This window comes from Actinoplanes sp. TFC3 (assembly GCF_001553785.1).
In the GTDB taxonomy this organism is placed as follows: domain Bacteria; phylum Actinomycetota; class Actinomycetes; order Mycobacteriales; family Micromonosporaceae; genus Actinoplanes.
On sequence record NZ_LOJP01000001.1, the window covers coordinates 1,628,852 to 1,650,004 of the forward strand.

The 21,153-nt window shown below is 69.6% G+C and carries 20 protein-coding genes and 1 pseudogene; 14 read left to right on the plus strand and 7 right to left on the minus strand.

Translation table 11 applies throughout. The features are described from left to right. Positions 1-277: 277 nt before the first annotated feature. A complete protein-coding gene (locus tag TFC3_RS07340) occupies positions 278-682 on the plus strand; it encodes a hypothetical protein (RefSeq protein WP_067497230.1) in 405 nt (134 codons plus the stop codon). A gap of 4 nt (positions 683-686) precedes the next feature. Here TFC3_RS07340 and TFC3_RS07345 read toward each other — a convergent pair whose 3' ends face one another. After that, a complete protein-coding gene (locus TFC3_RS07345; protein WP_067497231.1) occupies positions 687-3,068 on the minus strand; it encodes a beta-glucosidase in 2,382 nt (793 codons plus the stop codon). A 10-nt stretch (positions 3,069-3,078) separates the two neighbouring features. Next, a complete protein-coding gene (locus TFC3_RS07350) occupies positions 3,079-3,825 on the minus strand; it encodes an SDR family NAD(P)-dependent oxidoreductase (RefSeq protein WP_067497233.1) in 747 nt (248 codons plus the stop codon). 23 nt (positions 3,826-3,848) lie between these two features. Here TFC3_RS07350 and TFC3_RS07355 point away from each other — a divergent pair, with 23 nt between their 5' ends. The 6 genes and pseudogenes from TFC3_RS07355 to era all read left to right on the plus strand — a co-directional run. Beyond that, positions 3,849-5,249 carry a serine hydrolase gene (locus TFC3_RS07355; RefSeq protein WP_067497235.1) on the plus strand — a complete coding sequence of 467 codons (1,401 nt, stop codon included), beginning with the start codon at positions 3,849-3,851 and terminating at the stop codon, positions 5,247-5,249. 182 nt (positions 5,250-5,431) lie between these two features. Then, a complete protein-coding gene (locus TFC3_RS07360; RefSeq protein WP_067497237.1) occupies positions 5,432-6,487 on the plus strand; it encodes a PhoH family protein in 1,056 nt (351 codons plus the stop codon). 47 nt (positions 6,488-6,534) lie between these two features. Further along, entirely contained in the window at positions 6,535-7,008 is a 474-nt protein-coding gene (ybeY, locus tag TFC3_RS07365) for an rRNA maturation RNase YbeY (protein ID WP_067497241.1), read from the plus strand. 5 nt (positions 7,009-7,013) lie between these two features. Next, entirely contained in the window at positions 7,014-8,393 is a 1,380-nt protein-coding gene (locus TFC3_RS07370) for a hemolysin family protein (RefSeq protein ID WP_067497243.1), read from the plus strand. Beyond that, positions 8,386-8,748: a cytidine deaminase gene (locus TFC3_RS07375; RefSeq protein WP_067497248.1), complete on the plus strand. Its 363-nt coding sequence runs from the start codon at positions 8,386-8,388 to the stop codon at positions 8,746-8,748. Before TFC3_RS07370 ends, TFC3_RS07375 begins: the two co-directional genes overlap by 8 nt. Positions 8,749-9,218: 470 nt before the next feature. Next, positions 9,219-10,091 (plus strand): annotated as a pseudogene (gene era / locus TFC3_RS07380) (GTPase Era); the annotation flags it as partial. Positions 10,092-10,143: 52 nt separating this feature from the next. Here the strand turns inward: era and TFC3_RS07385 are convergent. Next, positions 10,144-10,935 carry a DUF4097 family beta strand repeat-containing protein gene (locus TFC3_RS07385; RefSeq protein WP_082771906.1) on the minus strand — a complete coding sequence of 264 codons (792 nt, stop codon included), beginning with the start codon at positions 10,933-10,935 and terminating at the stop codon, positions 10,144-10,146. 117 nt (positions 10,936-11,052) lie between these two features. On the opposite strand from TFC3_RS07385, the gene recO reads away from it, so the two are divergent. From recO to TFC3_RS07405, 4 genes are all read left to right on the plus strand, one after another. Continuing rightward, positions 11,053-11,826 carry a DNA repair protein RecO gene (recO, locus tag TFC3_RS07390; protein WP_082771907.1) on the plus strand — a complete coding sequence of 258 codons (774 nt, stop codon included), beginning with the start codon at positions 11,053-11,055 and terminating at the stop codon, positions 11,824-11,826. Continuing rightward, positions 11,823-12,602 carry an isoprenyl transferase gene (locus TFC3_RS07395; RefSeq protein ID WP_067497252.1) on the plus strand — a complete coding sequence of 260 codons (780 nt, stop codon included), beginning with the start codon at positions 11,823-11,825 and terminating at the stop codon, positions 12,600-12,602. The genes recO and TFC3_RS07395 overlap by 4 nt, the downstream gene beginning before the upstream one ends. A 186-nt stretch (positions 12,603-12,788) precedes the next feature. Then, the gene (locus tag TFC3_RS07400) at positions 12,789-14,078 is read left to right on the plus strand and encodes an HNH endonuclease signature motif containing protein (protein ID WP_067497254.1); all 1,290 of its coding nucleotides are present in this window, start codon (positions 12,789-12,791) and stop codon (positions 14,076-14,078) included. Between the two features lie 211 nt (positions 14,079-14,289). After that, on the plus strand, positions 14,290-14,532 hold the full coding sequence (locus TFC3_RS07405; RefSeq protein ID WP_067497256.1) for a type II toxin-antitoxin system VapB family antitoxin: 243 nt from the start codon (positions 14,290-14,292) through the stop codon (positions 14,530-14,532). Here TFC3_RS07405 and TFC3_RS07410 read toward each other — a convergent pair. Next, a complete protein-coding gene (locus TFC3_RS07410; RefSeq protein WP_201787129.1) occupies positions 14,520-14,786 on the minus strand; it encodes a barstar family protein in 267 nt (88 codons plus the stop codon). The two genes, TFC3_RS07405 and TFC3_RS07410, sit on opposite strands and share 13 nt — an antisense overlap. Positions 14,787-14,901: 115 nt before the next feature. Between TFC3_RS07410 and TFC3_RS07415 the strand changes: the two genes are divergently transcribed. Then, the gene (locus TFC3_RS07415) at positions 14,902-15,123 is read left to right on the plus strand and encodes a hypothetical protein (protein WP_067497258.1); all 222 of its coding nucleotides are present in this window, start codon (positions 14,902-14,904) and stop codon (positions 15,121-15,123) included. A gap of 53 nt (positions 15,124-15,176) precedes the next feature. On the opposite strand, the gene TFC3_RS07420 is transcribed toward TFC3_RS07415, so the two are convergent. Together TFC3_RS07420 and TFC3_RS07425 are read right to left on the minus strand one after the other, a co-directional pair. Further along, positions 15,177-15,689 carry a hypothetical protein gene (locus TFC3_RS07420; RefSeq protein WP_067497260.1) on the minus strand — a complete coding sequence of 171 codons (513 nt, stop codon included), beginning with the start codon at positions 15,687-15,689 and terminating at the stop codon, positions 15,177-15,179. Continuing rightward, on the minus strand, positions 15,686-17,392 hold the full coding sequence (locus tag TFC3_RS07425) for a PHP domain-containing protein (protein WP_067497267.1): 1,707 nt from the start codon (positions 17,390-17,392) through the stop codon (positions 15,686-15,688). Before TFC3_RS07425 ends, TFC3_RS07420 begins: the two co-directional genes overlap by 4 nt. 187 nt (positions 17,393-17,579) lie before the next feature. Here TFC3_RS07425 and TFC3_RS07430 point away from each other — a divergent pair, with 187 nt between their 5' ends. Then, positions 17,580-19,406 carry a lipopolysaccharide assembly protein LapB gene (locus tag TFC3_RS07430; protein WP_067497269.1) on the plus strand — a complete coding sequence of 609 codons (1,827 nt, stop codon included), beginning with the start codon at positions 17,580-17,582 and terminating at the stop codon, positions 19,404-19,406. Positions 19,407-19,477: 71 nt separating this feature from the next. Next, entirely contained in the window at positions 19,478-20,137 is a 660-nt protein-coding gene (locus TFC3_RS07435; protein WP_082771909.1) for an HAD family hydrolase, read from the plus strand. Between the two features lie 5 nt (positions 20,138-20,142). Here the strand turns inward: TFC3_RS07435 and TFC3_RS07440 are convergent, their stop codons facing one another. After that, positions 20,143-20,994 (minus strand): sigma-70 family RNA polymerase sigma factor, encoded by an 852-nt coding sequence (locus TFC3_RS07440; RefSeq protein ID WP_255363751.1) that lies wholly within the window; start codon positions 20,992-20,994, stop codon positions 20,143-20,145. Positions 20,995-21,153 lie beyond the last annotated feature (159 nt).

Sequence of the window (21,153 nt, forward strand, 5' to 3'; positions counted from 1 at the left end):
AGAACACAGCATGCATTGATGGGTGTCCGCTTGAAAGTTCGGTTACTGGGCGTGCTGCCTGCGGTTTTGTGAGGCCAGGGGGGTCGGATGGGCCTATTTTCCACTGTCGACTCATCCGTTCAGCCGAAGTGCCGACATGATCGTTGTACTTGCGGCGATACATGGAGGAAACTTCGTCCTCGCGTTGATCCCTCCCCCTCGGCGCCAAGGACGTGTCATGACGCACCTGCAAGAATCGCCCCCTTCCGCCCGGAGAAAGCGAAGTCCCCTTCCCTGGGTGCTCCTCGCCGTCTTCGTAGTAGCCCTCGCTGTGGTCGTCGGACCGCGCCTGTTCAGCGGCAGTGACTCGAACACACCGAACCCCGTGGCCGACGCGCAGGCCGATCCGATGCTCACCGCGGTCGACAAGTGTGACCCCGGCAAGGAGGGCCTCAAGCTCTCCGACAAGAACACCAAGCTGAGCGTGAACGGCGCCGGCACCGGCTCCAAGCACGCCATCGGGCTCGACGAGACCCAGATGACCTGCGTGTTCACCACCCTCGGGGTGCCCGGCGCCCTCAGCGCCCGGATGTCGGGCACCACCGAGGCCGACGGCCGCCTCGAAGGTGAATGGCCCGGCTACTCCGTGACCTGGACCAACAGCGCCGCCGGCCTGGACCTCGTGGTCACCGCGGCCGGCTGAGCCGCTACAGCGTCAGCGTCGCGGTCAGACGCGGATCGTCGAGGGCGTGCGCGGCCGTCACCGCGTACGTCCCCGGCACGGTGTGCCACCCGCCGTCCCAGACCTGCCAGGTGCGTTCGGGCAGGGGGATCCGCACGGTCACGCTCTCGCCGGGGTGCGCCTCGACCGGGGTGAAACCGGCCAGCCAGCGCGACGGGCGTTGCGGCACCACGCCGCGCCGCCCGACACCGGCGGGCGCGGGGCCCGACGGTCCGGCATAGAGCTGCACCACCTCACGGCCCGTACGGGCGCCCGTGTTCACCAGCGTGACGACAGCCTCGGTGGCGGTCACTACCAGTGACTCGTACTCCCAGGTCGTGTAGCCGTGCCCATGCCCGAAGGCGTAGAGCGGCGGCGTGCCGGCCAGGTCCCATGCCCGGTAGCCCAGGAACACGCCCTCGTCGTAGCCGAGCACACCGTCGCGGGGCTGCACCGCGTAGATCGGGCAGTCCTGCTCCCGGCGCGGCCAGGTGGCCGGCAACCGCCCACCCGGCTCGGTGACCCCCAGCAGCACATCGGCGAGCGCCGCGCCCGCTTCCTGGCCGGGGAACCAGGTCAGCACGATGGCCGCCACGTCCTGGGCCCACGGCAGCAGCACCGGCGAGCCCGCATTCACCACCACGATCGTGCGCGGGTTCGCCGCGGCCACCCGTACCACCAGTTCGTCCTGGCGGCCCGGCAGCGCCAGCGACGTGCGGTCGAAGCCCTCCGACTCGACCTGCTCGGTGGTCCCGACAACCACGATCGCAACGTCGGACTCGCGGGCCAATTTCTCGGCCTCGGCGAGCATCCCCTCGGCCGACACGCCGGGCGGTTGATGACCCAGCGTCGCGGAGACCGTGTGCGCAAGACCCGGCTGGATGCTTTGCCGCAACCGCACCTCCACCGGTACGTCCGCAGTCAGCGAAACCACGACCCGCTGCTCCTTGGGCGCCAGCAGCAGATCAGCGCGCCCGGTCCCGGCCGGGTGCAACGCCCCGATGGCGAACTCCTGCGCACCCACCGATAGCTGGAAGCTGCCGAACCCGGACACCGCGAACGTGTGCTCACCATCCTCCACCGGGGTGAACGTGGTCGCCAGCTCCAGCCCGCTCACCTGATCCGGGGCCACCCCGCCGGGCAGGTCGCCGATCCAGCGCACCGCCGCGGCCGGCACCTCAAACGTGTGGCCGGCGCCCAGCAGCGTCACCTCGGCCGGCCCGGCCAGCGCGGGCAGGAAGGGCCGCGGATCGGCGCCGACGGCGTGCGCGATGTCAACGCCGGGCAGCGCGCGGACCAAACCTTCCAGCGGTGACACGACGTGCGGCGGGGTCACCTGGGCGCTGCCGCCGCCGCGCACCCGGGCGTCGGTGGCGAGCGCGCCGATGACCGCGATCCGGGTCAGCGCGGCGGCTTCCAGGGGCAGGGCGTAGTGCTCGTTGCGGGCCAGCACGAACGAGCGCGCGGCAACCTCGCGCGCGACCGCGTCGCCGTCCAGCACCTCGAGTTGCGGGCGCTCGGCGGACCCGAGCGCGCCGACCCGTTCGGCCAGGCGAAGCACCCGCCGTACCTTGTCATCAATCAGGTCCTCGGCGACCTTGCCATCGTGAACGGCCTGGACCAGCTTCGGACCCCACGGGTTCTCCAGCGCGGGCATCGCGATGTCCAGACCGCCGAGCGCCGCCCCCACCGTGTCGCGGGCCGCCCGCCAATCCGACACGACGACCCCGTCGAAGCCCCACTCGTCCTTGAGCACACCCTGCTGCAGCGGCCCGTTCGAAGCCATCGGCAGCCCGTTCACGCCGTTGTACGCGCTCATCACGCCCCACGCGCCGGCCTTGACGATGCGCTCGAACGGCGCCAGATAGACCTCGCGCAGCGCCCGCTCGCCGATGCGCACGTCAACAGTCATCCGCTCGGTCTCGAAGTCGTTGCCCACCAGGTGTTTCACCGTGGTGCCAACTCCCTGCGCCTGCACACCCGCGACGAACCCCGCACCGATCTCCCCGGACAGCAACGGGTCCTCGGAGTAGCACTCGAAGTGCCGGCCGCCCAGCGGGGTACGCTGCAGGTTCACGGTCGGGCCGAGCAGCACATGCACGCCCTTGCGCCGCGATTCCTGTCCCAGCAGCAGACCGGCGGTGCGGGCCAGCGCCGGATCCCACGTCGCAGCCAGCGCGGTGGGCGAGGGCAACGCGATCGACGGATCCTCCGGAGCCCAGCCGGTGCCGCGCACGCCGATCGGCCCGTCCGACATCACCAGCGAGCGCAGCCCGATCCGCGGCATCGCCGGCAGAGACCAGAAATCCTGGCCGCCCAGCAGCGACACTTTTTCTTCCAGGGTCAGCTGCTTGAGCAGTTCGTCCATATCGAGGATCTTACGTGCGCAGGTAGGAAGCGCCGTTCAGGTCGAGGATCGATCCGCTGGCCCACTGCGCTTCGGGCGAGGCCAGCCAATGCACCGCAGCCGCGATCTCCTCGGGCCGCGCCACCCGGTTGAACGGGCTCTGCGCCAGGATCGCGTCGTTGAGATGCGCGGCGGCCATCTCGGTTTCGACAAACCCCGGAGCAACAGCAGCAACGCCGATGCCGTACGGCGCCAGCGCGACGGCCAGCGACTGTCCCATCGCGTTCAGAGCCGCCTTGCTCGCCCCGTACGAAGGCTGCTCCGGTTCACCCCGGAAAGCCCCGCGCGACGAGACGTTGATGATCCGTCCACCCCGCTCCCGCATGTGCTGAGCAGCAGCCCAAGCCGCGTTGGCCGCCCCGAACAAGTTGACGTCGAAGGTGCGCTGCCATGCCGCCTGCCACTGCTCGAAGCTGGTGCCGAACACCGGATGCTCCCGCTCGCGGATGCCGTAGATGCCCGCGTTGTTCACCAGCACATCGAGCCCGCCCAGCGCCTCGGCCGCCTCGTCGACCATCCGTCGTACCGCTTCGGCATCGCCCATGTCGGCCTGCACCACCACGTGCCCCGCACCCAGCTCCGCGCGCAGCGCCTCGGCCTGCGCCGCGGAGTTCCGGTGATGGATCGCCACCCGGTCGCCGCCGGCCGCGAAGAGCTGCGCCACCGCGCGCCCGATACCGCGGGAGGAACCCGTCACCAGAATCGCTCGACCTGTCATGCCACCAGCTTAGGATCAGTCGCGTGACCTCCTCGCCCGGCGCCACCGCCGCTGCTCAGCGCCACCTCGAACGGGCCGCCCGCCGCGCCCAGTCCGACGGGCGTATCCCGGCCCTGTCCGTGGCGCTGCACCGCGCCGACCGCGGGCTGTGGACGTTCACCCTCGGCGACTCGGGCAACGCCGCGCACCCGCTGAGCGCGGACAGCCGCTTCCGCATCGGCTCGGTCACCAAGACGTTCACCGCCGTGCTGGTGATGCAGGCCCGCGACGAGGGCTTGCTGGACCTTGATGACCCGGTGTCCGCGCACCTGGACGTCCCGGCTCACGGCGACGCCACCCTCCGCCGGTTGCTGTCCCACACCTCCGGCTACCAGCGCGAACCGTACGGCGATGTCTGGGACACCCTGGTGGCGCCCGGCGACCGGCAACTGCTCGACGATCTGGCCCGGGTGGAACGGGTGCTGCCCAGCAACCGCCGCTACCACTACTCGAACCTGGCCGTGGCCGTGCTCGGCCAGCTCGTCGCCCACCTGCGCGGCGGTAGCTGGGCGTCGGTGCTGCACGAACAGATCCTCGAACCCCTCGGGCTCAAGTCCACCACCCTGGAACCCACCGAAGCGGCAGCGGTCGGTTATCTGGTCGACGCGTACTCCGACGCCGCCCGCCCCGAACCCCAGCTCAACCTGGGCGGCGCGGGACCGGCCGCGCAACTCTGGAGCACCGCCGCCGACATGGCCCGCTGGGCGGCCTTCCTGACCAGCCCGGAGATCATCGACCCGAACGCGCTGATCCTGTCCCCGGCCACCCTCGACGAGATGCGCTGGCCGCTGACCACCACCGACGAGGCAAACTGGGCCGGCGGTTTCGGCCTCGGGCTGATCCTGGAACCCCAGGGCAAACGCACCATGCACATAGGCCACGACGGCGCCATGCCCGGCTTCCTGTCCGGCGTCTACGGCCGCCGCGGCGGTGAGGGCAACCCCGGCGCGCTGGGCGCGGCGGTCCTCGGCTCCTCCGGCACCGCCGTTGAGATCATCGACCTGGTCCACGAGCTGCTGCGCATCGCCGTCGAGGAGGACCCGGCGGACATCCACCCCTGGAAACCGGGAGCCGCGGCACCGGCCGCGTACCGGTCAATCCTGGGACCGTGGTGGGGAGAAGGCTTCCAGCACATCTTCTCCTGGCACGACGGCACCCTCCAGGCCCGAGCCGCCGACGCAGCAGCCGACCGCCCACCCTCGATCTTTCGCCCCACGACCGACAACCCGGATATCTTGCGTACGGTCTCGGGACGCGAGGCGGGCGAACTCCTACGCCTGACCCGAGACGAGAACGGGGTGGTGGTCCGGATGCACTGGGCGACCTACCGGTTCACCCGTACGCAGGAGACCTTCGACGGCATCCCCGTCAGCGAAGGTCCCTGACGCGCGTCCAGGAGGAGTTGCGGCGTGCCGCCGAGGAACCCTGTGGGCTGACGTGAGCGGGATGACCCCGGATCGGGGTGGTAATGGCCTCGGCGACGCTGTGCCCGAGCGGATACGATGGCACGATCCGACTGCGGGAACGAGTACAGAGAGCAGGTGGCGTAGGCCGTACGGCCGCCCCTATGACCGGCACCGACCACAGCAGCGCTGCCGCTCGGGTCCAGACCAAGATCTCGGTCGCCGATCCGAAGATCATGGTGAACCTGCTCGGACCCAAGGACGAGATTCTGCGGCTCGTCGAACGGACCCTCGCGAGCGATGTCCACGTGCGCGGCAACGAGATCACCATCACCGGCGCCCCCGCTGACAACGCGACGGCCGAGCGGCTTTTCTCCGAGCTCATCGAGCTTATCGAGAAGGGCGAGACCCTGACCACCGATGCGGTCCGGCGCACCGCCGCCATGCTTGAGGCCGGCACCGCCGAGCGGCCCGCCGAGGTGCTCACCCTCAACATTCTCTCCCGGCGCGGGCGCACCATCCGCCCCAAGACGCTGGGCCAGAAGCGCTATGTCGACGCCATCGACGAGAACACGATCGTGTTCGGCATCGGCCCCGCCGGCACCGGCAAGACCTATCTCGCCATGGCCAAGGCCGTGCAGGCCCTGCAGGCCAAGCAGATCAACCGGATCATCCTGACCCGTCCGGCCGTCGAGGCCGGCGAGCGGCTCGGCTTCCTGCCCGGCACGCTCAACGAGAAGATCGACCCGTACCTGCGCCCACTGTACGACGCCCTGCACGACATGCTCGACCCCGAGACGATCCCCCGGCTCATGCAGGCGGGCACCATCGAAGTGGCGCCCCTGGCATATATGCGTGGCCGGACGCTCAACGATGCATTTATCATCCTGGACGAAGCCCAGAACACCACTCCCGAGCAGATGAAGATGTTCCTGACCCGGCTCGGGTTCGGGGCCAAGATCGTGGTGACCGGTGACGTCACCCAGGTCGACCTGCCCGGTGGGACCACGAGTGGGCTGCGCATCGTGCGGGAGATCCTGCGCGACGTCGAGGATGTGCATTTCGCCGAGCTGTCGTCGTCCGACGTGGTCCGGCACCGGCTGGTCGCCGAGATCGTTGACGCCTATGCGCGCTACGACTCCGAGCAGGAGCAAGCCGGTCAAGGGGTGCACGCGGTGCCGGGCCGGGCCGCGGGTGGCCGCCCCAACCGCCGGCGCTGAGTTCCGGCTGCTCATCCATTCATCTCAGATAGGGGTAGAGGCACCACATGTCCATCGAGATCGCCAACGAGTCGGGAGTCGAGGTCGACACCGACGCGATTCTCGCGGTGGCCCGGCATGCCCTCGAGGAGATGGGGGTCAACCCGCTCGCCGAGCTGTCGATCCTGCTCGTCGACATCGACTACATGGCCGAGCTGAACCACCGGTGGATGGGCAGCGACGGGCCCACCGACGTGCTCGCCTTCCCGATGGACGAGGGCAGCGTCGACCACGGCCCCGGTGAGGCCGGTACGGGTGAGCCGGCCCTGCTCGGCGACATCGTGCTCGCCCCGGAGGTGGCGGCCAAGCAAGCGGTCGCGGCCAACCACACGGCGGCTGACGAGCTGCACCTGCTCACCGTACACGGTGTGCTGCACCTGCTCGGCTACGACCATGCCGAGCCGGATGAGGAGCGTGAGATGTTCGCTCTGCAGGCCCGGCTGCTGCAGAGCTGGCGTTCCGGGCGGCGGACCGGCGGCTGAGACCCATGGACCCGTCCTCAGCGACAACGATCCTGGCCGGGGAAGCGGCCGCCGGGTTGCCCGATCTGCAGCTGATCGTCTACGCGATCGTGCTGGTGTTCCTGGCCGGTCTGGCCTCGATGACTGATGCGGCGCTGGCCACCGTCTCGCCCGCGCGGGCCGCCGAGATGGCGCGCGAGGGTCAGCGGGGTGCGGCGGCGCTGGCCGCGGTGGCCGGGGACGTGGTCCGGCACCTCAACCTGCTCCTGCTGTTGCGGCTGCTGTGCGAGCTGACGGCGACCACGCTGGTGGCGCTCGTGGCCGTGGACAGCTGGGGCGTCGGGTGGCGGTCCGCGCTGGTCACCGCGGGCGCGATGACGCTGGTCAGCTTTGTGGTGGTCGGCGTGGCTCCGCGCACGGTGGGGCGCCAGCATGCGTATGCGGTGGGCAAGGCGACTGCTCCGCTCGTACGGTGGATCGGCAGGGTCTTCAATCCGTTGGCTTCGCTGTTGATCCTCATCGGTAATGCGGTGACGCCCGGTAAGGGGTTCCCCGAGGGTCCGTTCGGTAGTCAGGTCGAGCTGCGCGAGCTGGTTGACCTGGCCGAGCAGCGCGGGGTGGTGGAGCACGGCGAGCGCGAGATGATCCACTCGGTGTTCGCGCTGGGTGACACGATCGCGCGCGAGGTGATGGTGCCGCGCACCGAGATGGTGTGGATCGAGGCGCCGAAGACGCTGCAGCAGGCGTTGTTCCTGTTCCTGCGCTCGGGTTTCTCACGCATCCCGGTGATCGGCGAGAGCGTCGATGACGTGCTGGGCGTGCTGTATCTCAAGGACGTGGTCCGCCGCACGCAGAACGGTGACCCGGCGGCCCCGGCCGAGGCGGTGGCCGAGCTGATGCGCTCGGCGACGTTCGTGCCCGAGTCCAAGCCGGTTGACGACCTGCTGTCGGAGATGCAGGCGGCCCGCACCCACCTGGTGATCGTGGTTGACGAGTACGGTGGCACGGCCGGGCTGGTCACCATCGAGGACATCCTCGAGGAGATCGTCGGCGAGATCACCGACGAGTACGACGTGGAGCGCCCGCCCGTGGACCACCTCGACGACGGCGCGGTGCGGGTGACCGCCCGGCTGCCGATCGAGGACCTGGGTGAGATCTTCGGCGTCGAGCTGCCCGCCGACGAGGTGGAAACCGTCGGTGGCCTGCTCGCCCAGACGCTGGGCCGGGTGCCGATCCCGGGTGCGACGGTCGACGTGGGCGGGCTGCACCTGATCGCGGAGGGCACCACCGGCCGCCGCAACCGGATCGATTCGGTGCTGGTGCGCCGGGTCGAGCCGCCATCGCCGGAATCCGACGGCGACGAGGACCCCGAGAACGAGGAAAGTAGACAGCACGCCGATGCCTGAGCAGACCATTCCCGCCGGGACCGACCTCAGCGCCGAGGATGCGAAGCTGGTCACGCTCGCTCGCGGCGCCCGCGCCCGGGTGGCGGCGGCCGAGGGAGCTTCGGTACGAGACCAGGACGGCCGTACGTACGCGGCGGCAACGGTGTCCCTGCCCAGCCTGCAGGTGACCGCGTTGCAACTCGCGGTGGCGTCGGCGGTGGCCGCGGGCGCGAAGTCGCTGGAGGCCGCGGCGGTGGTGACCGAGGCGGACACGCTGGACGCTTCGGGTCAGGCCGCGGTGCGCGATCTCGGCGCCGAAGCCCCCATTCACGTGGCGGCTCCGGACGGATCGCTGCTGGGCACGGTGACCCAGTGACGGACGAGGAACGCAAGCGGCCCGCGCGCGGTGAGAAGAGCAAGCCGGGCGCGGCGGGCTGGACCGGTGCGGTCAACATGCGCGGCGAACCGGTTGCCAAGCACAGCCGCACCTGGAAGAGCGCACCTCCCGTGGCCGGCGGCGGACGCAGCAGCCGCACCACAGACAGCGCCCCCACCGAGGGCGGCCGCAGCGGCTCCGCGCGCCAACGTCCTAGCGAGCGTGGAGCGGCGCGCGGCGGTCAGCAGCCCGGCAGCGACCGCCAGCTGACCCCCGGCGAACGCAACGCCCAGCGCCGCCAGGAACGCCAGGCGGCCAAGCGGAGTGGCACCCAGGAAGAAAAGCGCGGCGGAGACAAGCGCCGTACGTCCAAAGCTCCGGCTCGCCGCGAGCCGCGTCCGGCCACGACCTCCGAGCCTGGCCGGCACCGCCACAAGGCGGCCACCGCGCGTCCGGCGAGCAATGACACGTACCGCGCCGGTTTTGCGTGCTTTGTCGGCAGGCCGAACGCGGGGAAGTCGACGCTGACCAACGCGATCGTCGGGCAGAAGATCGCGATCACCTCGAACAAGCCGCAGACCACCCGGCACGTCATCCGCGGGGTCCTGCACCGCGACGACGCCCAGCTCGTGCTCGTGGACACCCCTGGTCTGCACCGGCCGCGCACCTTGCTGGGGGAGCGGCTCAACGACCTGGTCCGCGAGACGTGGAGCGAGGTCGACGTCATCGGGGTGTGCTTCCCGGCCGATGAGCCGGTGGGCGCCGGGGACCGGTTCATCTCCACCGAGATCGCCGAGCTGAAGGCCACCGTGATTGCCGTGGTCACCAAGGTCGACCTGGTGAGCCCGGCGGTGCTGGCCGAGCGGTTGCTGGCGGTCAGCCGGCTGTACGACTTCGCCGAGGTGGTGCCGGTCAGCGCCGTTTCCGGACATCAGGTGGACACGCTGGTCGACGTGCTGATCCAGCATCTACCCGAATCGCCCCCCTTGTACCCCGACGATGTGTTGACCGAGGAGCCCGAGCAGATCCTGATCGGCGAGCTCATCCGGGAAGCGGCACTTGAGGGCGTACGCGATGAATTGCCGCATTCAATTGCTGTTGTTGTGGAGGAAATGCTCGTGGAGGGCAACCTCACCAAAATCTACGCGAATGTGTATGTCGAGCGGGACAGCCAGAAGTCGATCGTGATCGGCACGCAGGGCTCGCGCCTCAAGGAAGTGGGCACCAAGTCGCGCGCCGAAATCGAGGCTCTGCTCGGTCGCAAGATCTACCTCGATCTGCACGTGCGGGTGGCAAAGGAATGGCAGCGCGACCCCAAGCAGCTACGCAAGCTGGGCTTTTAGAAGGGGTTCACACGGTGCTTGCCGCCCAGCGCACCGGTCTCCCCGGCCGCCGTCACAGCGAGCCGACCGTGACGTTGCCGCTGCGGGTGCTCACGTCGATGGTGTTCGGCGCGCTGTCATCGTTGGTCAGGTCGCTCTCGACCTCGCCCGAGCCGGCGTCCTTGCGCAACTTGTAGGCCCCGGCCGGCACCATCAGGTCGACGTTGCCGCTGGTCACCTTGGCGGTCACCGAGGCCGGCTGGCGCAGCTTCAGGTTCACGTTGCCCGAGGTGGCCTCGACGCTGACCGCCTTGCCGCCGCTCAGCTCGTCGCCCTCGATGTTGCCCGAGGTCGTGTGCAGCCTGGTGACACCGCTCAGCGCGTGCACCTCGATGTTGCCCGAGGACGCCTCGGCCCGCACGTCGCCGGTGACGCGTTCCAGCCTGACGTCGCCGGAGGTGACCCGTACGTCGACGTAGGCCACATCGGTCAGGGTGAACTCGCCGGCGTGCAGTTCCCCGCGTACCTGCACGCCGGTGGGGGCCTGGATCTCGTACGAGACCCGGCAGTTGCGCCCGCAGCTGGTGTTTAGGTTCAGGGTTGTCCCCGAGACCGAGTACGACTGTCCGGGATCGTCACCGCCGGAGCGCACGATCCGCCGGATGCGCGTCTCGCTGACCGCCGCCGTGGTGACCGCGACGTCGCCGCTGCTGCCGGTCACCATGATGTCGGTGACCTTCACCTTCTCGGTGTCGTCGTAGGTCAGCTTGGCGCCGAAACCTCGCTCGCACCCGGTGAGCGCGGTCGCGGTCACGGCGGCGATGAGGGCGACGGCACCGGTGCGCCGGATCAGTCTCGACTTCATGAGGCAACGCTATGAGCCGGGGCCAAGCCGGGCCATCGGTCCTCCCACTGAGAACACCCTGATATCCGCCTCAGGGTCTCGTCGGTTCCTGTCGTACCGGCCAGGCAGAATGGTCGGGTGCACGCCGGATACCGACGCCAGCTCTACCGCGACGACGCGGTGGTGCTGCGTGTGCAGAAGCTGGGCGAAAGCGACCGGATCATCACGCTGCTGACCCGCCGGCATGGCCGGTTGCGGGCGGTGGCGCGGGGGGTGCGGCGCACCACCTCGCGTTTCGGGGCCCGGTTGGAGCCGTTCGGCCACATCGACCTGCAGCTCGCCGGTTCCCCTGAGGGGGTGGGCAGCAACCTGCACTCGATCAGCCAGGTCGAGGGGGTCGCGCTCTACGGCAAGAAGTTCCTGGCGGACTACCCGCGCTACACCGCCGCGAGCGCCATCGCCGAGACAGCCGAGCGGCTGACCCCGGTCGAGCGGGAGCCGTCGCTGCGGCTGTTCCAGCTCACCCTGGGCGCGCTCAAGGCGCTGGCGGTGGGTGAACACTCGACGAGCCTGGTCCTCGACGCCTACCTGCTGCGCGGGATGGCCTCGGCGGGCTGGGCGCCGGCGATCACCGAGTGTGCGGTGTGTGGGACGCCCGGTCCGCACGGCGCGTTCTCGGTGCCGGCCGGCGGCTCGGTGTGCATGGACTGCCGCCCGCCGGGTGCGGCCCATCCGGCGCCCGCGACGCTCGCGCTGATGGCGGCGCTGACGAGCGGTAACTGGCAGTTGGCGGACAGCACCGAGCCTTCCGTACGGCGGGAGTGCAGCGGCCTGGTCGCCGCCCACCTGCAGTGGCACATGGAGCGCAACCTGCGCGCCCTTCCCCTTGTTGACCGACGGGAGTCCCAGTGACGCGTCCGCCCACCCCGCACATCTCCGGGGCCACGCCGCCCAGCCTGCCCAAGGACGCGCTGCCCAAGCATGTGGCGATCGTGATGGACGGCAACGGCCGGTGGGCCAAGGAGCGCGGCCTGTCCCGGACCAAGGGTCACGAGCAAGGCGAGCACTCGCTGTTCGACACCATCGAAGGCGCGCTGGAGCTGGGCATTCCCTACCTGTCGGCGTACGCCTTCTCCACCGAGAACTGGAAGCGCTCGCCGGAGGAGGTCCGGTTCCTGATGGGCTTCAACCGCGACGTCATCCACCGCCGCCGTGACGAGCTGACCGATCTAGGGGTACGGGTGGTCTGGTCCGGTCGCGCCGGCCGGCTCTGGAAGAGCGTCATCTCCGAGTTGCAGTCCGCCGAGGCGCAGTCGCAGCACAACACGAAGCTGACCCTGCAGTTCTGCGTCAACTACGGCGGGCAGGCCGAGATCGCCGATGCCACCGCCGCCATCGCCCGCGACGTAGCCGCCGGCAAACTGAAACCCGACAAGATCAACGAGAAGACCATCCGGCGCTACCTCTACCACCCCGAGATCCCGGACGTGGACATGTTCCTGCGCCCCTCCGGCGAGCAGCGCACCAGCAACTACCTGCTCTGGCAGTCCGCGTACGCCGAGCTGATCTTTCTCGACACCCTGTGGCCCGACTTCGACCGCCGCCACCTCTGGTACGCCTGCGAGCTCTACGCCCAACGCGACCGCCGCTTCGGAGGCGCCATCCCCAACCCCGTCGCGCCGGTGTGAGCCGCCGGCTGCACCTGGCCCGCCGCGGCGACGCCCAGCCTTGAGGGTTATAGGGCCTCGGCTCTGGTGCAGTTCGACGACGTGACACATTTACCCGCATCGCTGCGTTGGGACTGGATTCATCGCTGATTTCACTGTGACGTAACCCACTCGTCGCTATCGAACATACGTTCTACAGTGGCCTCCATGGTGGACACCTTGGAGCACCTCGGGCAGGACGTGGCCAAGCTCGCCGCGTCCGCTTGGTGGTCGGTGTCCGACTCGGAGTGGCCGGCTCATTTGCAGGCCGCCTACCGGCTGCAGCAAGCGGCCGGAGCGCTGATGGTGAGCATGGTGGCTCAGGTGTCGGCCACCGAGGTGCCCGCGCGGCTGGGTGAGCGTGATGCGGCGGGGCTGCTGCGGGCTGTCCTGCACATGGACCCGTCGCCGGCCCGCGAACTCGCCAAGCGAGCGGTGCTGCTGCAGCGCTGGCCGGCCGTGACCCAGGCGTTGATCGATGGCCAGGTCGATGTCCGGCAAGCTGCCGTGATCGCATCCACTATCGATCAAATCCCCGAGACCCTGGCCGAGGTTGATGACGGCACCCTGACCGATGAGCGGTCGCACGCCGAGATCGTGCGGGCCGCCCAGGATCGGCTCATCACCCTGGCCGCCGACTTTCCCGCGTTCCAGGTGCGCCGGCTCGGTCAGCGGATCCTCGATCATGTTGCCCCGGAGATCGCCGAACGCGCCAACGAGGTTGCCCTGCAGCGTCAGGAGGAGCGGGCTCGGGCGCGGCGGGGGTTCACGCTCGGGCTGCCGTGCGAGGGTTTGGTGCGGGTGAGCGGGGCGCTGACGGTCGAGGATGCCGCGGTGATCGATGCCGCCATGGAGCCGTTGTGCAAGCCGCAATCCGGTGATCAGCGCAGTGCTCCGCAGCGGCGGGCCGATGCCTTGGTCGATGTGGGCCGGTTGTCGTTGCGCACCGGGCAGTTGCCGCGCAACGGGGGTGAGCTTCCGCAACTGGCGTTGACCGCGACGGTGGATGCGGCGACCGGCAAGATCGGCATCGGCACGTTGGAGAACGGTGAGCGGGTGTCCGCGCAGACCGTACGACGGCTGGCGTGTGACGCCCAGGTGGTGTCGTTCCTGCTGAACGGGGTTGGGCAGATCCTGTACGCCGGCCGCAAGCGGCGGAAGGCGACGGGTCCGCTGCGCAGAGCGGTGCTGGCGCGTGACGGTGGGTGCGCGTTCCCGGACTGTGATCGCTCGGCGCGCTGGTGCCACGTCCATCACATCATCTCCTGGTGCGACGGCGGCGGCACGGATCTGCCGAACCTGGTCGCCCTGTGCTCGCGGCATCACGACCTGATTCACGAGCCGGACTCGGGCTGGCAGGTACGCACGGGAGCAGACCGGCTACCGGAGTTCCTGCCACCGCCGTGGATCGACCGTGAGCGCCGGCCGCGGCGCAACGTGTTCCATCCGCGCAAGTAACTCCCTCCGCCAACTGTTGCGCTAACTGCTGCGCTAGTTGTTCCGCTAACTGCTGCGCTAACTGTACTAGTAACTAGCTGTTGCGCGCCTACTAGTTGTATGCCTAGTCTGAGGATGCGAACGCGTGCGCCAGACCCAACAAGCGCGGCACGTTCAACAAGCGCGGCAGATTCAACAAGCGCGGTAGACCCAACGAGTAAGGAGAGCGGCTGTGACCAGAAGCGTCATCGACATCGACGAGCGAGCCTTGGCCGAGGTGGCGATGTTCCTCGGTACCAAGACGAAGAAGGAGACCGTCAACACCGCGTTGCGAGAAGTGGCCCGGCGCGCCCAGCAGGTGCGGGTTCTGCAGGGACTCGCGGAGATGGGTTCGGCCGGTGACTTCGCCGTGCTGCGCGACAAGTGCGCCGGTGCGGGCTACGCAGTGAAGGGCCGAGACTGTCAGCCTTCGTAGGAGAAGCGCTGGCCGGTATGGGTGCCGGCGAAGTCGTCGAGGATCTCGCGCATGATGCGGGTGTCCCTCGGCAGGGCGGCGCATACCTGGGACCAGCCCCGGAAGACCACCTCGTCCGGGAGCTCGACCAGGCCGGTCACCGCGTCGTTGAACGCGGCCCAGTTGTGGCCGTAGAAGTCCGGGAAGTCCAAGGCCCTCTTGAGCACCGCGTGGAGCTCGCGCGCGGTGCTCACGCCGCTGAGATCGATCTGCACAATGGAATCCCCCGTGTTTTGGCCGAACGCGGTTTCGGCTGATGATGGGCCGGGCACGTCAAGGACACCATATTGATGATGTACGTGATTGACGATGTACGAGGAGGGGTGTTCCATGGCTGGCACCGAGCACGAGGTCAACCGCAGCGCCAAGACAGGCAAGTTCGTCAAGGACAGCACCGTCGAGCGTTCCCCGAAGACGACCACCAAGGAGCACGTCGGCGGCGACCACACCTCTGGCGACCGCGAGGTGCACCGCAGCACCGCGACCGGCAAGTTCGTCACCGAGACGACCGCCGAGCTGCACCCGTCGACCACCGAGACCCAGCACATCTGAGTCTCAGCGCGCGTGAGTCTCAGCGCGCGCGAAGCCAAGCGCGCCTGGAGCTGTCAGGCGTGGTCGGCGCAGCAGGGCGTGGGGTTGCGCGTCTCGAACGGCACCAGCACGTCCCCGGCGGCGGGCATGACCGTCAGCACCAGCTCACCTCCGCGCCGCAGCGGACGGACAAAGTCGTTCGTCCGCAGCAGCGCTGCCGGATCCGCCGCACCGCCCCCCAGCACTTCGACCCGGTCAATGGCGCTGAGTTCCAGCACCTGCGCCACCGGCAGGTCACCGGTCAAGGCCGCCGACCCCGGAAAGACCACCGCCCGCCCATCCCGCAGCGGCCCCGAAGCGGCCAAATCCTGAGCCGCCAACGAGTCCGGCAGCGAGCCGGCGAACACCAGCGACCAGGCCACGTGCGGCGCTGGGGTACGGACCACATGCGTGCACGCCAGCAGCGGCGCCGGGTGCAGCGACGCCAGCCAGTGCTCGGCCGTAGCCGTGTCGCGATGGCCCAGGCTGACCTCGACGACCGGGAGGCCGTCGAGGTCAGTAAGCGCCGGGAAGGGCGGCGTCGTCACTTGGGCAGCACCCAGATGGGGTTGGTGTAGAACCACAGGTCGCCCCACGGGTCGGCGTCGCCGATGACGTCGAGTCCGGGGCCGTACGGGTCGACCGCCGGGCCCATCAGGCCGGGCTGGGTACGGTTGCCGTCGGTGCCGCGCAGGCGCAGGTAGAACGGCTTGTCGAGGCGGCCCAGCGAGTAGGTCACCTTGAGCGACTTGGCGGTCGGGGAGACCTCGAACGACTTGACCACCTTGGTGTCGGGGGCCTTGAACGAGTCCTTGTCGGCCACCGGGCCGGTCCCCGAGCCGGCGATCACGTCGACGCGCTTGAGCACCGGGATGAACTGGCGCCAGTTCGGCACGTTCTGCAAATCGATGTCGAGGGTCAGCTCCGTCGCAGTGCCGCGCTTGACGTGCAGCACGCCACCCAGCGGCGTGCCTGTGGCCGACCGGCGGTCACCGGCAACCCGGACCCGGGCGTCGAGGCCCTTGATCAGCCGGCCGTGGTCGACCCACACCCGGCCGGCGCGCAGGCCGTCCATGACCGCCTTGTACGAGAACGACGTCGCGCCCACCGATGTACGACCATAGAACCCGGGCCAGAAGTCGCCCGCACCGGTGTTGACCACGCCGGTGTACACCGGGTCGTTGTACTTGCCGTTGGCGTTGAAGTCGCTGCCCGGCCCGCGGTCCGACTGGTCAAGGTAGTTGACGTGGCTGTCGGAGTTGACGGTGATCCACCAGGCCCGGCCCTCGGCGAGCAGGCTGTCCCACAGCCCGCCGACCGTGGCTGTCATCCAGTCGAAGCCACCCCACGTACGGTAGGTCTCCAGCGGGTAACCCGCGAACGACGCCGCCGACGGGTTGTTGTCGTAGTAGCCCCGCGCGCCGCCGCGGCCATTGGGCGCCTTGATACCGGCGGCCTGGTGACCGGGCGCGCCTTCGAAGCCGATGGCCACGCTGGGGTCGGCGTCACGCCAGTTGCGGATCTCGTGCGGCGAGTCGATGCCCCGGCGGGCCGGGTGGTTGGCCAGGAACAGCGCGCCCTCGACCTTGCGCTTGCGGACCTGCTCACCGAGAAACTTGATGCCCGCGATGGCGGTGGCTTCGAGCTGCGCCTCGGTGGCGTTGGTGGGCTGCAGCGCGCCGTCGTACGCGTTCTCGAACTGCTTGAGAACCTCGACTTCGTTCTTGCCCGGGTGCACGAAGACCGTGGCGTGCTCGGCGGCCGGGATGTTCCACTCCAAGCCCTGGAAGGTCAGCAGGTCCCGCAGCTCCTCGCGGGTCGCCCGGATGTCCGGGTTCACCTTCTCGACGCCGATCTTGGCGTGCGCAACGCTGCCGTGGTCGGTGATGACCACCCAGTCCAGCCCGTACGCGCGGCCGTGCTTGGCCTGGTCGATGACCCGGTACTGGGCGTCCGAGCTGTACTGCGTGTGGATGTGGTGATCGCCGGCCAGCCACTGGAAGCCGCCCTGACGGGTGCCGCCGCCGGCGGGACCGTGCGAGTGCGGCAGCCCGGCGGCCGCAGCGGCCGCCGGGGTCGCCAGCACCGAAGCGGCCGCGCCGGCGCCGAGCAGACCCGCTCCCCGCAGGAAGCCGCGGCGCGACACGTCGGAGGGGGACAGCTCGCTGTCGGGGATGCTCAAGTCCAGCGCGGGCGCGACGTCAGCGGACGCCTCGTCGTGGTCGTGGGGGTGGTGGTGGCCGTGACCCATGGTGAGTCTCCCGTGATCGCAAGGATGACGGCGTCAATGTCCCGGCCGGTCGTCAACGCAGGGTGTCGCCGACGTGGCCGAGGAGCGAACATCCACCTGGAGATCGCCGGCGAGGCCATCCGCCAAGCTCCCGACGAGGACTGGACCCGCTACGCTTCGCCAACCTCGCATGATCTAGCCTCGCGCAATGCCCGGCACCGATTCTGCAGTAGAGGAAGCGCACGGCGAGTTGTCGCTCGCCCGCGTCGCGCTGGCCGAGGACGATCTCCACCACGCCGCCTCGCACCTCGCGGGCGCCCTCGCCTTCACCCCTGGCCTGCCCGAGGCGCATGAACTGCTCGCGAGGCTGGCCGGGCGCGCCGGCGCCTCGGTGCTCGATCTTTTCGCCATCGAAGAACCCATTTTCATCGGTACGGTCGCAGCGCACGCCCACCTGCTGGCCCCCGCCGACCCAGCCCGGGCGCTCAGCATGCTCGCCCAGGCCACCGCCGCCGAGCCCGGGAAACCCTGGGCCGACGTCAGCTGGGTCCGCGCCCTCGACGTCACCACCGTGGACCCGCAAACCATCGCGCAGATCTTCACCACGGTCATGCGCCCGCTCGGCGACCCGGCCCCCGACCCGGTGCGCGCGGCCAACGACGTCTACCTCGACCTGGCGCGTCGCGCGGTTGCCGCGCACCCCGGTGCAGCGATGCTGCAGGCCACCGCGGCGGGACTGGGCCGCCGGCTGGGTGCCACGGGCGAGGCCGTCTCGTGGGGCGAAGCAGCGGTACGGCTGGAGCCCAGCAAGCTGACAATGGTCTGGTACGCCTACGCGTTGAAAGCCGATGGACAGGCCGACGCCGGGATCGCGGTGCTGCGCGATGCGTACCGGCGCTATCCCACCGAGTTGGACCTTTGCGCGGATCTGGCGAACTGGCTGGCCGAGACCGGCGACTTCGACCAGGCGCAGCGGCTGCTGGAGGAGGCGGCCGCCCACAACCCGGCGGACGACTGCGTGGTGCACACCCTGCACCGCCTGCGCTTCGACCGCGACGGCGACGCCCGGCACCTGATCGAGCTGGCCGATTACACCCGTGACCATCCACCGGCCGGGCACGAGCACTACGAGCTCGAACACTGCTCGCAGGGCCGGCCATGGCTGGGGCTGCCCGCCGGTCCCACCGAGGCGTGCATCAACGTGCTCGCGCAGATCCCGGCGGACGCGCAGGGGCTGGGCCGGCTCGAACTGTCCGGGTTGGAGGTGCCCAGCGCGCTGGCCGTGGTACGCCGCCGCTTCCCCGGAACCGAGATCGCCATCGCCGGGGAGCCGGGAAACCTGACCGAGCCGTTGCGCCCGGGACGCGTGCTGTGGTCGTACCAGGAAATGATCGCGACCCCGGCCGTGCAGCCACCGCGACCGGAGACCGGTGATCTGATCCGTCAGGTCGTCAGCCCGCTGTGGGCGCACCCGATCGCCGCCTACGACCAGGCCCTGCCGCTCGGGCAGTTGCCGATCGACGACCTGCTGGCGCTGCTGGTCTACGCGCCCGCGCCGCCGCCGCCGCTCACCGACCTCCCGCCGGGCTGGTGGGAGAGGGGCGTGCAGGTGTTCGCGTGCCTGGGGGTGCTGCACTCCGCCGAGCTGGGCCGCCGGCACCCGACCGACACCGCGGCCCACCGTGCACTGCTGACCGAGCTGGCCTTCGGCCTGGAGGACTGGATCACCGAGGCGGCACTGTACGCGCTGGTCGTGGCCGCCTGGGTGGAGCCGGGCTGCCGCGAGGAGGTCCGCGAAACCGTCGCCACCCGGTTCCTGGACGCGGTGCAGTCCTCGCAGCACCGCGTGGTCACGATCCTCGACTCGCTGGCGCTGCTCGTCCTGATCACCCCGGACATGGTTCCCGCGGTCACCTCGCTGGCCAACGAGGTGCTGTCAGCGCAGGCAAACCCGCCGCGGGATGCCGCGCCGGATCCCGAACCGGCCCCGGCGCCGAGGAAACGCTCCTGGCTGGGCCGCTTGCGGCGCGGCTGAATCTGCGACCATGACGGCATGCTCGTTGCTTTCGCCGGCACGCCGCTGGCCGGCTCATGAGGCGGCTCGTCATGTGGGACATCGATTACACGCTGCTGCGCGGAGGCGGGGTGGCCGGGGAGGCGTGGAAGACCGCCTTCACGGCGGTGACCGGCAAGCCGTGGGCCATGACTCCGGACTTCGCCGGGCGTACCGACCTGGACCTGTGCCACGAGACCTTCGCCAGCCACGGCGTCACCGACTGCACCCCCGAACGCTTCTTCGCCCGCTACGTGCAGGAGGTGCAGGACTCCCGCCACCTGTTCGCCGAGCAGGGTGCGCTGCTGCCCGGCGTCCGGCAGGTGCTCGACGCGCTGGCTGCGCGCGAGGACGTGGTGCAAACGCTGGTCACGGGTAACGTGCCCGAGGTCGCGGCCGCGAAGATCGCAGCCTTCGGCCTGCAGGACGCTTTCGACGCGGAGATCGGTGGTTACGGCACTGATGATGCGGTACGCGCAACGCTGGTCCGCCGTTCCCGCGAACGCGCCGAGGCCAAGTACGGCGAGAAGTTCGACCTGGTCGTCATCGGTGACACGGTCAACGACGTCACCGGCGCCCTGGCCAACGGCGCGCTGGCGGTGGCGGTGGCCACCGGCCGTACCCGCATGGCCGAGTTGACCCTGGCCGGCGCGCACGTGGTTCTGCCCGACTTGTCCAACGAGACGGTGGCGGTCGGCGCGATCACGTCCTGACTTTCTCAGTTTCTGCTCAGCCGCTCCGGGTCGGTAAGGATGTCAATGGCCGCGATGCGCCCGTCCGCCACCGTGAACGCCATGACGGCCAGGGGGTGGCTGCCGGTGTTGATGACCACGCCGGCCCCGCCGTTGACGTACACCGGCTCGAGCCGCACGTTGAGCCGGGCGCCCAGGCGGGCCTGCTTCATGACTTCGTCCGGCCCGTGCACCACCATGGTTTGATGCCGGCGGGTCCGGCCGCCGTCGACGCGTAGCACCACGTCGGGGTGGAGAAGCTCGGCCAGCCGGTCCAGGTCGCCGTTGCGGGAGGCAGCGAAGAACGCATCGACAACCTGGCGCTGGCGTCGTACGTCCGGATCGGGAACCGGCGCTTGATCCCGCACCCGCCGCCGCGCCCGGCTGGCGAGCTGCCGAGCGGCCGCGGGGGAGCGATCGATCATCGGCGCAATCTGCTCAAACGGCACCGCGAACATGTCATGCAGCACGAACGCCAGCCGCTCGGCCGGCGTCAACGTCTCCAGAACCACCAGCATCGCCAGCCCCACCGCGTCAGCCAGCACCGCATCATCGGCAGGATCGCTCTCCCCGGCCGCCTCCACGATCAGCTCCGGCAGCATCGGCTCCTCCCGCCGTCGGCTGCGCAAAATGTTGAGGCTGATCCGTGCGACAACAGTGGTAAGCCAGGCGGCAAGGTTCTCCACCTCACCGAGATCCGCGCGGCTGGCCCGCATCCAGGTCTCTTGCACGGCATCTTCGGCCTCGGTCAAGGAACCAAGCATCCGGTACGCCACCGCACGTAGTCTGGGGCGCTGCTGCTCGAAGCGCTCGGCTGGAAGAATCGGCTCATCCGTCACATCACACGCTCCCGGTGGAGGGGGGTCACCAAGAATGACCCCCGGCGAAGCAGAAATGTGACAGGTCGGTCATGCAACTAGCTTTGACAGTTCTCAGCCGATGATGGCGTTGAAGAACCCCGTCAGGATGCTGATCGTCAGTGCCGCCCCGGCCAGCAC

Excerpts from the sequence above, each read along its gene's own strand:
- TFC3_RS07430 (WP_067497269.1), top strand. The coding sequence starts at position 17,580 with ATGCCCGGCACCGATTCTGCAGTAGAGGAAGCGCACGGCGAGTTGTCG.
- TFC3_RS07350 (WP_067497233.1), bottom strand. The coding sequence starts at position 3,825 with ATGACAGGTCGAGCGATTCTGGTGACGGGTTCCTCCCGCGGTATCGGG.
- TFC3_RS07370 (WP_067497243.1), top strand. The coding sequence starts at position 7,014 with ATGGACCCGTCCTCAGCGACAACGATCCTGGCCGGGGAAGCGGCCGCC.
- TFC3_RS07415 (WP_067497258.1), top strand. The coding sequence starts at position 14,902 with ATGGCTGGCACCGAGCACGAGGTCAACCGCAGCGCCAAGACAGGCAAG.
- TFC3_RS07375 (WP_067497248.1), top strand. The coding sequence starts at position 8,386 with ATGCCTGAGCAGACCATTCCCGCCGGGACCGACCTCAGCGCCGAGGAT.
- TFC3_RS07360 (WP_067497237.1), top strand. The coding sequence starts at position 5,432 with ATGACCGGCACCGACCACAGCAGCGCTGCCGCTCGGGTCCAGACCAAG.
- ybeY (WP_067497241.1), top strand. The coding sequence starts at position 6,535 with ATGTCCATCGAGATCGCCAACGAGTCGGGAGTCGAGGTCGACACCGAC.
- TFC3_RS07435 (WP_082771909.1), top strand. The coding sequence starts at position 19,478 with ATGTGGGACATCGATTACACGCTGCTGCGCGGAGGCGGGGTGGCCGGG.
- TFC3_RS07385 (WP_082771906.1), bottom strand. The coding sequence starts at position 10,935 with ATGAAGTCGAGACTGATCCGGCGCACCGGTGCCGTCGCCCTCATCGCC.
- TFC3_RS07345 (WP_067497231.1), bottom strand. The coding sequence starts at position 3,068 with ATGGACGAACTGCTCAAGCAGCTGACCCTGGAAGAAAAAGTGTCGCTG.
- TFC3_RS07425 (WP_067497267.1), bottom strand. The coding sequence starts at position 17,392 with ATGGGTCACGGCCACCACCACCCCCACGACCACGACGAGGCGTCCGCT.
- TFC3_RS07400 (WP_067497254.1), top strand. The coding sequence starts at position 12,789 with ATGGTGGACACCTTGGAGCACCTCGGGCAGGACGTGGCCAAGCTCGCC.